The 8,434-nt window shown below is 69.8% G+C and carries 9 protein-coding genes and 1 pseudogene; 9 read left to right on the forward strand and 1 reads right to left on the reverse strand.

The window, feature by feature from the left end; all coding sequences use genetic code 11:
* The 9 genes from VIM26_RS12400 to VIM26_RS12440 all read left to right on the forward strand — a co-directional run.
* The coding region (locus VIM26_RS12400) for a chemotaxis protein CheA (protein WP_331951592.1) at positions 1-1,915 on the forward strand (1,915 nt) is incomplete at its 5' end.
* Complete coding sequence (locus tag VIM26_RS12405; protein WP_331951594.1) at positions 1,912-2,331, forward strand: chemotaxis protein CheW; 420 nt, start codon at positions 1,912-1,914, stop codon at positions 2,329-2,331. The genes VIM26_RS12400 and VIM26_RS12405, both read left to right, overlap by 4 nt.
* 12 nt (positions 2,332-2,343) lie before the next feature.
* Positions 2,344-3,951, forward strand: a complete 1,608-nt coding sequence (locus tag VIM26_RS12410) for a methyl-accepting chemotaxis protein (RefSeq protein ID WP_331951596.1) — start codon at positions 2,344-2,346, stop codon at positions 3,949-3,951.
* Positions 3,952-4,115: 164 nt separating this feature from the next.
* Positions 4,116-5,372, forward strand: a complete 1,257-nt coding sequence (locus tag VIM26_RS12415; RefSeq protein ID WP_331951598.1) for a chemotaxis response regulator protein-glutamate methylesterase — start codon at positions 4,116-4,118, stop codon at positions 5,370-5,372.
* Positions 5,369-6,193 (forward strand): protein-glutamate O-methyltransferase CheR, encoded by an 825-nt coding sequence (locus tag VIM26_RS12420; RefSeq protein ID WP_331951600.1) that lies wholly within the window; start codon positions 5,369-5,371, stop codon positions 6,191-6,193. Before VIM26_RS12415 ends, VIM26_RS12420 begins: the two co-directional genes overlap by 4 nt.
* On the forward strand, positions 6,190-6,573 hold the full coding sequence (locus VIM26_RS12425) for a response regulator (protein WP_331951602.1): 384 nt from the start codon (positions 6,190-6,192) through the stop codon (positions 6,571-6,573). The genes VIM26_RS12420 and VIM26_RS12425 overlap by 4 nt, the downstream gene beginning before the upstream one ends.
* The gene (locus VIM26_RS12430; RefSeq protein ID WP_331951604.1) at positions 6,570-7,031 is read left to right on the forward strand and encodes a chemotaxis protein CheX; all 462 of its coding nucleotides are present in this window, start codon (positions 6,570-6,572) and stop codon (positions 7,029-7,031) included. Before VIM26_RS12425 ends, VIM26_RS12430 begins: the two co-directional genes overlap by 4 nt.
* Positions 7,032-7,100: 69 nt before the next feature.
* A complete protein-coding gene (locus tag VIM26_RS12435) occupies positions 7,101-7,463 on the forward strand; it encodes a response regulator (protein WP_331951606.1) in 363 nt (120 codons plus the stop codon).
* The gene (locus VIM26_RS12440; RefSeq protein ID WP_331951608.1) at positions 7,460-7,957 is read left to right on the forward strand and encodes a hypothetical protein; all 498 of its coding nucleotides are present in this window, start codon (positions 7,460-7,462) and stop codon (positions 7,955-7,957) included. Before VIM26_RS12435 ends, VIM26_RS12440 begins: the two co-directional genes overlap by 4 nt.
* A gap of 122 nt (positions 7,958-8,079) precedes the next feature.
* Here the strand turns inward: VIM26_RS12440 and VIM26_RS12445 are convergent.
* Positions 8,080-8,434, reverse strand: a pseudogene (locus tag VIM26_RS12445) (hypothetical protein); the annotation flags it as partial.

Here is an 8,434-nt window from a genome sequence, read left to right on the forward strand (position 1 = left end):
CGCCCCCGCCGCCACGCCCCGCGCCGATGCCCCGAAAACACCGCGGGCCTCCGCGCCGCCCACTCCGCGCTCCCCCGCTGCCGGGGGCCGCGTCAAGGCCGGGCGCGCCAAGGCCGTGGACGCCGGGCCCGGCCCCGACGTGCCGGCGACCGGGGAGGCCCCGGGACGCGCCGTCGTGGATGCCTCGATCCGGGTAGACGTCGACCTGCTGGACGCCCTGATGCGTCAGGTCGGGGAGCTTGTGCTCGCGCGCAACCAGATCTCCAGGCTCGCCCAGGGCACGGTCGACATCGACCTGGTCCGTGCCTCGCAGCGCCTGAGCCTGATCGCCTCCGAGCTGCAGGAGGGCGTCATGAAGACGCGCATGCAGCCCATCGACAACGTGTGGGCGAAGATGCCCCGGATCGTGCGCGACCTCGCGGCCGTGTGCGGCCGGCAGGTGCGGCTCGACATGGTGGGTGGCGACACCGAGCTCGACCGCACGCTGCTGGAGGCGGTCAAGGACCCGCTCACGCACCTCGTGCGCAACGCGGTCGATCACGGCATCGAGGCCCCCGACGCCCGCCTGGCCGCCGGCAAGTCGCCCATCGGGGTCCTCTCGCTCCGCTCGTTCCACGCCGGCGGCCAGGTCGTCATCGAGGTCAAGGACGACGGCAAGGGAATCGACACCGACCGCGTCGCGGCGAAGGCGGTGGACCGCGGCCTGCGTACCGCGGACGAGGTCGCGGCGATGGGGACCGCCGACCTGCTCCAGCTGCTCTTCCTGCCCGGGTTCTCGATGGCCGAGGCCGTCACGAACGTCTCCGGGCGAGGCGTCGGGATGGACGTCGTGCGCACCAAGATCGAGGCCATCGGCGGCACGGTCGAGGTGGACTCCGTCCTCAAGCGCGGGACCACCTGGCGCCTGCGGATCCCGCTGACGCTCGCGATCATGCCCGCCCTGACGGTCGGCTCCGGCACGGACTTCTACGCCATCCCGCAGGTCAGCCTGCTCGAGCTCGTCGCGCTTAACGGGCAGAAGTCCGGCAGCGGGATCGAGTACGTGAACTCCGCCCCCGTGTACCGCCTGCGGGGGGACCTGCTGCCGCTGCTCTCGCTGCGTGAGGTGCTGGGGTCGAGCGAGGACCGGGAGAGCGACGCCCCGCGGGTCATCGCCGTGCTGCAGGCCGAGACGCAGCGCTTCGGCCTCGTCGTGGACCGTGTCCTGAACACCGAGGAGATCGTCGTCAAGGCGCTCCCGGCCCGGCTCAAGGCGATCGGCGTCTTCGCCGGCGCGACCCTGCTCGGCGACGGCCGTGTCTCGCTGATCCTGGACGTGCAGGCGATCGCGCGCCGGTCCCTGTCCATCGAGTCGGCCGACGGCGAGACCGCGAGCACCGAGAAGATCTCGACCAAGGCCGCAGCGGCCGAGCAGGTGCTGGTCGTCGGCATCGGCGAGGGGCGCCGGGTCGCGATCCCGCTGGGCGCCGTCACCCGCCTCGAGCTCGTGCGATGCGACGTCGTCGAGCATGTCGGCGGCCGCGAGGTCGTGCAGTACCGCGGCGCGATCGTGCCGCTCGTTCGCCTCGACCGGGTGCTCGGTTCCATGGCCGCCGAGGACGGGGAAGAGCTGCTCGTGGTCGTCTACACCCGCGGCGTGCGCTCGGTCGCGATCGTCGTCCAGGAAATCCTGGACATCGTGGACGACGACGCCGCCCGGCACAGCCAGATCGACGACGGCGGCCTGGTCGGCTCGACGGTCCTCAAGGACCGGGTGACCGAGCGGCTCGACGTCGCGAACGTGGTCCTGACCGCGGACCCGACCTTCTTCGACGACGTCGTCGAGAAGGTCGCCATTTCCAGCGCCGACGAGGAGCCCGCAACCGCGGATGTCATCCCGTCCCCGCACAACACCCTGGTGGGAGCCACCCGATGAGCCGACAGTTCGCGACCTTCACCGTCGCTGGGGCGAGGTACGGCATCGACGTCCTGCGCGTCCAGGAGGCGCTGCGCAACCAGGCGCGCACCGCGGTCCCGCTCGCGCCACCCGGCATCGCCGGACTGGTCAACCTGCGCGGCCAGGTCGTGATGCTCCTCGACCTGCGCACCCGCCTCGGCCTGGAGCCGCTCGGGGAGGACACCGAACCGATGATGGTCGTCGTCCAGGTCGACGGCGAGGCGATCAGCCTCCTGGTCGACGAGATCGGTGACGTGATGGATGTCGAGGACGACCAGTTCGAGGCGCCGCCGGACACGTTGCCCCCGACGCTGCGCGGCGTGATCCTCGGCGCCTACAAGCTCGACCACGGGCTGCTGCTCGCGCTCGACGTCGACCGCGCCACCGCGGCCTGAGGCGGCGGACCCATGGACGTCGAACGTCGTTCCCGCGCCGCCTGGTTCAGCGACCGGTCGATCCGCACGAAGATGCTCGCGGTGATCGGCCTGCTGGCCATCGTCGCCGTCGCCACCGGCGCCAGCGCCGTCCGGACTCTCGGGCAGGTGTCGGACGCCACCGTCCGGCTCGCGAGGGTCCAGACGCAGATGGTCGTCCCGCTGGGCGGGATCCACGAGAGTCAGCTCAAGGCGCGCATGATCGCGGCGCAGGTCGCCGCCGCCGTCACGCCCGCCGACAAGAAGGCGTGGCTGGCCAGCGAGGCGGCGACCGACGCCGAGGTCAGCGACAGAATTGCTGCGTTCGAGGCGGCCAGCCCGGTGGTCTACCCCACCTGGCAGACGTTCGTCGACGGCTGGGACGCGTGGCGGGCCGCCCGTGACGGGCAGTTGAACCCCGCGGCGCTCTCCGACCAGCGAGCGGAGTACGAGCGGGTCCTCACGAAGGTGACCGATCCGCTCAAGGACACCTACCTCGACGCCCTCGAGGCGGTCGAGGTCGCGGTGAGTGCCCAGGCAACCGGGATTGCGAGCCAGGCGAAGGCCGAGGCGGCCGCCGCGTCGCGCATTCTCGCCATCTCACTCGGCATCGCCCTGGTGGTGGTGGTCGCGAGTGGTTTCGTGATGGCGCAGTCCATCCGGCGCGCCCTCGATCGGGTGAAGATCTCGCTCGAGGCGATGGCGGCGGGCGACCTGACGGTGCCGGCCGCGGTGCACAGCCGGGACGAGATCGGCCAGATGGCCATCGCACTGTCCAAGGCGCAGAGCGCCCTGCGCGCGACCCTCGCAGGGGTGACGCAGACCGCCCAGACGGTCGCCGAAGCGGTGCACGATCTGTCGGTGTCGAACTCCACGGTGGTTGCCGGTGCGGGGGAGACGTCCGCGCAGGCGGGGGTGGTGGCGGCTGCTGCGGAGGAGGTGTCGCGGAACGTGCAGACGGTCGCGGCCGGTGCCGAGGAGATGGGGGCGTCGATCCGGGAGATTGCGCAGAACGCGAACGAGGCCGCGAAGGTCGCGAGTCGGGCGACGGGGGTGGCGGCCTCGACGACCGAGATCGTCACGAAGCTGGGGGTGTCGTCCGCGGAGATCGGGGCGGTCGTGAAGGCGATCACGTCGATCGCGGAGCAGACGAACTTGTTGGCGTTGAACGCGACGATCGAGGCGGCTCGTGCGGGGGAGGCGGGGAAGGGTTTCGCGGTCGTGGCGGGTGAGGTCAAGGAGCTGGCGTCGGAGACGGCGCGGGCGACGGAGGACATCGCGCGGCGGGTCGAGGCGATTCAGGTGGACACGACGGGTGCGGTGTCGGCGATCGGTGAGATCAGCGCGATCATTGCGTTGATCAATGACTATCAGCTGACGATCGCCAGTGCGGTGGAGCAGCAGACGGCGACGACGAATGAGATGTCCCGGTCCGTCGATGAGGCGGCGAGTGGTTCGGGGCAGATCGCGGCCAACATCACGGGGGTCGCGTCGTCGGCCGCGAGCTCGAGCGACGTCCTGGCCCGGATGGGCGAGTCCGTCGCGCACCTCGCGGGCATGTCCGCCGAGCTCCGAGGCCGCGTCGCCGCGTTCACCTACTGACCCTGCGAGCACGACCTCCGCAGAGCGGAGCCAACCGCCCCCCGAGAGCCGTTCGGGGGGCGGTTTCTCTGCTCTTGGCGGAGGGAGTTTCTCAAAAGATTCGGATCGCGGCCGATGAGGCATGTGACCCGGTATGGCCGGCGTCCTTGAGCGATGGAGCGCATGTGTCTCCCATTCGGGTGGTTGTGGTCGACGACTCGGTCGTCGTGCGCCGGCTCGTCGCCGACGCCCTCGCGGGGGACCCCGAGATCGTGGTGGTGGGCACCGCAGCCAACGGCCAGATCGCGCTCGCGAAGATCGAGCAGCTCGCGCCCGACCTCGTGACGATGGACGTCGAGATGCCCGTCATGAACGGGATCGAGGCCGTCCGCGCCCTGCGCCGGCGCGGCGACACCTACCCGATCGTGATGTTCTCCACGGTGACCGAGCGCGGCGCGTCGGCGACGTTCGACGCGCTCGCCGCCGGTGCCACCGACTACGTGACCAAACCTGCGAACGTCGGTAGCGTCGCCGAGTCCCTGCTGCGCGTGGCCGAACAGCTCGTCCCGCTGATCAAGGCGCTCGTACCGCGACCGGCCTCAGGCGCGACGTCGCCCCGCAGCCTTGCCGTCCCGAGCCCCGCCACCCGGCCGATCACACCTCCGCCCGCCCGGACCGGGTGGGGGACGTCGGCGACCGCCAGGCCGGACGCCCCGCGCAGCACGCCGCAGTTCGCCGACCCGCACCACACCGACCCGCACCTGGCAAGCCCGCAGCGCAGCGGCGCACCGTCCTCGCGCCTGATCCTGCTCGCGTCCGCGCCGTCGGGTCCCCCGCGACCCGTGCGGGCCGTGCTGATCGGCTCGTCCACCGGGGGACCGGTGGCGCTGTCCCGCGTGCTGAGCGCGATCAGCACGCCGCTGCCGGTCCCGGTCGTCATCGTGCAGCACATGCCCCCCGTGTTCACGCAGCAGCTCGCAGCCCGGCTCGACCGCGTCGGTGCGAGCACGGTGATCGAGTCCGTCGGGGACGAGGAGCTCGAACCGGGTTACGTGTACATCGCGCCGGGCGACCACCACCTCGAGCTGCGCGGATCGCCGCGCGGTGGCCGCACGTCCCTCAGCCAGGGCCCGCCGGTCAACTTCTGCCGGCCTTCGGTCGATGTCATGTTCCGCTCGGCGGTCAGGGTGTTCGGCGGCGACCTGCTCGCCGTCGTGCTGACCGGCATGGGGTCCGACGGCCGCAACGGCTGCGAGGACATCGTCGCCGCGGGCGGCTCGGTGCTGGTCCAGGACGAGGCCTCGAGCGTCGTCTGGGGCATGCCCGGTGCCGTCGCGACGGCGGGCCTGGCCCACCGAGTTCTTCCTCTCGAGCAGATCGGAGCCGCGCTCGTCGGCTCACTGCGCGAGTCCGCCCTCGACACCACGGGAGGCACGCGATGACCCTCGCGGCCGAATCGTTCACCTTCGTCGCCGAGCTGGTGCACCAGCGCAGCGCGATCCGCCTCGAACCCGGCAAGGAGTACCTGGTGGAGAGCCGGCTGATGCCGCTCGCCCGTCAGGCGGGCCTCGGGGGGGTCGATGAGTACGTCCGCGCGCTGCGCAAGGTGCCGCGAACGGTCGACTACGAGCGGGTCGTGGAGGCGTTGACGACCAACGAGACCTCGTGGTTCCGGGACGCCACACCGTTCGAGATCCTGACCCAGCACATCGTTCCCGAGCTGGGCCGCGACCGCCCCGACCTGCGGTCCCTGCGGGTGTGGTCGGCGGCGTGCTCCACCGGTCAGGAGGCGTACAGCATCGCGATGGCGTTGCACGACGACATCCCGGACCTGGCGTTCCAGATCACCGCGACGGACCTGTCGGAAAAGGTGCTCGAGCGCGGCCGCGCCGGCCTGTACAGCCAGCTCGAGGTCAACCGGGGGTTGCCAGCCGCGAAGCTCGTCGAGCACTTCACCCGGGTGGGAATCGAGTGGGAGGTGAGCCAACGGCTGCGCAAGACGGTGACCTTCGCCCGGCACAACCTGTTGCACGCACCGCCCGCTACTGGTCCGTTCGACGTCATCTTCCTGCGCAACGTGCTCATCTACTTCGACCTCTCGACGAAGCGCGACCTGCTGCGTCGTCTTCAGTCGGTCGTCCGGCCGGGTGGCTTCCTGCTGCTCGGCGGGGCGGAGACGACTGTGGGCATCGACAACGGCTGGGAACGCGTCACCGTCGGCCGCAGCTCCATCTATCGACACAACGCCCGGAGGGCAGCATGAGAGCACTAGTGATCGACGACTCCCGGACGATGCGTCGCATTATTTCGCGAATCTTCGTCAACCTCGGGTACGAGACCATGGAGGCGGGCGACGGCCGCGAGGCCATCGAGATCCTGGAGGCAGGCGAGGTCTTCGACATCGCGACCATCGACTGGAACATGCCCGACATGGATGGGCTCGAGTTCGTCACCGCGGTGCGCGCTCGGCATGACTGGCGCGGCCTGACGTTGATGATGGTCACGACCGAGGCGGAGCACGGTCAAATCGTGCGCGCGCTTGCGGCGGGCGCGCACGAGTACATGATCAAGCCCTTCACGCCGGACGCCATCGGTGACAAGTTGGCACTGCTCGGGCTGATCCCGCTTGAGGTGACCGCATGAGTGGCGCGCTCGCCATCGTCAGCGGAGAACAGATCATGGCGATCACTGCCGAGATCTTCGACGCGATGGTCGACGACGAGCCGGGACTCCTCACTCGCTGGGTGGTCGGCGCACCGATCGTGATGGACGATCCCCTGCACGCCTGGGTGGACATGCACGCCGGCATCTCCAACCGGGTGCGGCTGACGGTCGACGCCGGTACCGCGGACGACCTGGCTCGCATCCTGCTCGGGATGGACTCGGACGAGGTGGTCGTCGAGGCCGACCTGGTCGACGCGTTCGGCGAGATCGCCAACGTCGTCGGCGGGAACCTCAAGGCCCTGCTGCCGGTACAGGGGCGGCTCACGATGCCCCAGGTGAGCAGGGAGGCACCGTCCGGAGATGGTGCCGTGCAGCTCGACGAGGTGACGCTCGCGTGGCGCGAGCGTCCGATCGTCGTCTCGGTGTGGATGATCTGATGAACTCCTCGTCAGGCGGAATGCCGCGCTGCCATTCACAATTGAGGCAAAGGATTGAGGGGGAGTGCGATGCTGCGAGTAGTCATCGCCGATGACAGCCGGGTGATGCGGCAGATCATCATCCGCACGCTGCGGCAGGCAGGGTATGACTGGGACATCACCGAGGCGTCCGACGGCGACCTCGCGCTCGACATCGTCACGCAAGAACGACCGGACCTGGTGCTGTCCGACTGGAACATGCCGAGCATGAACGGCATCGATCTGCTGCGTGCACTTCGAGCGAACGGGGACGATGTGCCGTTCGCCTTCATCACGTCCGAAAGCTCCGCCGAGATGCGCCAGCAGGCGGAGTCGGCCGGTGCGTTGTTCCTCATCGCCAAGCCGTTCACCGCGGACTCCTTCCGCGACGCCATCGAGCCGGTGCTCGCATGAGCACGGACCTGCACGAGACGCCGCTGCCTGGGGTGATGGTCGTGCGTGACGTGCTCCAGGGCACCCTTGGGCGTGAGGTCACGGTCGCGACCGGTGGGCCCATGGTCGATCCCGGCACCGGCGGCGGCGCCCTAGTCGGGGTCTACGTCGACCGATTCCTCAAGCTCTCGGCGTTGATGCTGTTCGACTTCCCGCTCGCGGCCCGCGCGGGTGCGGCGATCGGTCTCACGCCGCCGGTCGGCGCGGACATCGCGATCGAGGAACGCGACCTTCCCAACTCGCTTCTCGAGAACGCCAGCGAGATCTTCAGCATCGCGATTTCGTTCTTCAACACCGGCGGCGCACGGCACCTCTCGCTCGACCGTTGCTACGCGCCCGGGGAGGCCCTGCCGAATGACATCGCGAAATGGATCTTCGCCCACATCAGGCGCGTCGACCTCAAGGTCACGATCAAGGGGTACGGCGACGGGCACCTATCGGTGCTCGTGATCTGACCGCAGCCCGGTGTTGCGCACCGCGTTTCGGACCGCGATGGTCAGCGTCTTCCTGCCCGTCTCCACTCGCGTCTTCCTTCGCGTTTTCCTTGGTGTCCAACCGAGTTCCAGCGGGCCGGCGCTCATTCGAGCATGAATGCGGGGACGGTCATTCCGGTGTGCGGATCGGTCTTCCGCGTGAAATCGAGGTCGTCCGGCGGTGCTCCCGGAGGCGATGCCCCTGGAGGCGATGTCGCTCCCGGAGGCGATGCCGCCCCCGGAGGCGACGCCGCTCCCGGTGGTGCGCCGGGTCTTTGCCCGATGACGTGCCCGGTGGGGTCGGTGAACGTGTAGTCGACCGTGGCGAGCGTCCCGCGGGGTCGCGGGACTCCGTTCCGGTCGGGCCGTGGAGCGGGTTTCCTGGTGATGCTGAGGTCGAGTCGGTGCACCTCGTGGTGATGGAAATTGCAGAGCAGGATCCCGTTGTCGACCGAGGTC

This window comes from Pengzhenrongella sp. (assembly GCF_036565025.1).
Lineage (GTDB): Bacteria > Actinomycetota > Actinomycetes > Actinomycetales > Cellulomonadaceae > Pengzhenrongella.

What these genes read in the sequence shown, in the direction of transcription:
- VIM26_RS12405 (WP_331951594.1), top strand. Translation starts at nt 1,912, where the DNA reads ATGAGCCGACAGTTCGCGACCTTCACCGTCGCTGGGGCGAGGTACGGC.
- VIM26_RS12410 (WP_331951596.1), top strand. Translation starts at nt 2,344, where the DNA reads ATGGACGTCGAACGTCGTTCCCGCGCCGCCTGGTTCAGCGACCGGTCG.
- VIM26_RS12420 (WP_331951600.1), top strand. Translation starts at nt 5,369, where the DNA reads ATGACCCTCGCGGCCGAATCGTTCACCTTCGTCGCCGAGCTGGTGCAC.
- VIM26_RS12425 (WP_331951602.1), top strand. Translation starts at nt 6,190, where the DNA reads ATGAGAGCACTAGTGATCGACGACTCCCGGACGATGCGTCGCATTATT.
- VIM26_RS12430 (WP_331951604.1), top strand. Translation starts at nt 6,570, where the DNA reads ATGAGTGGCGCGCTCGCCATCGTCAGCGGAGAACAGATCATGGCGATC.
- VIM26_RS12435 (WP_331951606.1), top strand. Translation starts at nt 7,101, where the DNA reads ATGCTGCGAGTAGTCATCGCCGATGACAGCCGGGTGATGCGGCAGATC.
- VIM26_RS12440 (WP_331951608.1), top strand. Translation starts at nt 7,460, where the DNA reads ATGAGCACGGACCTGCACGAGACGCCGCTGCCTGGGGTGATGGTCGTG.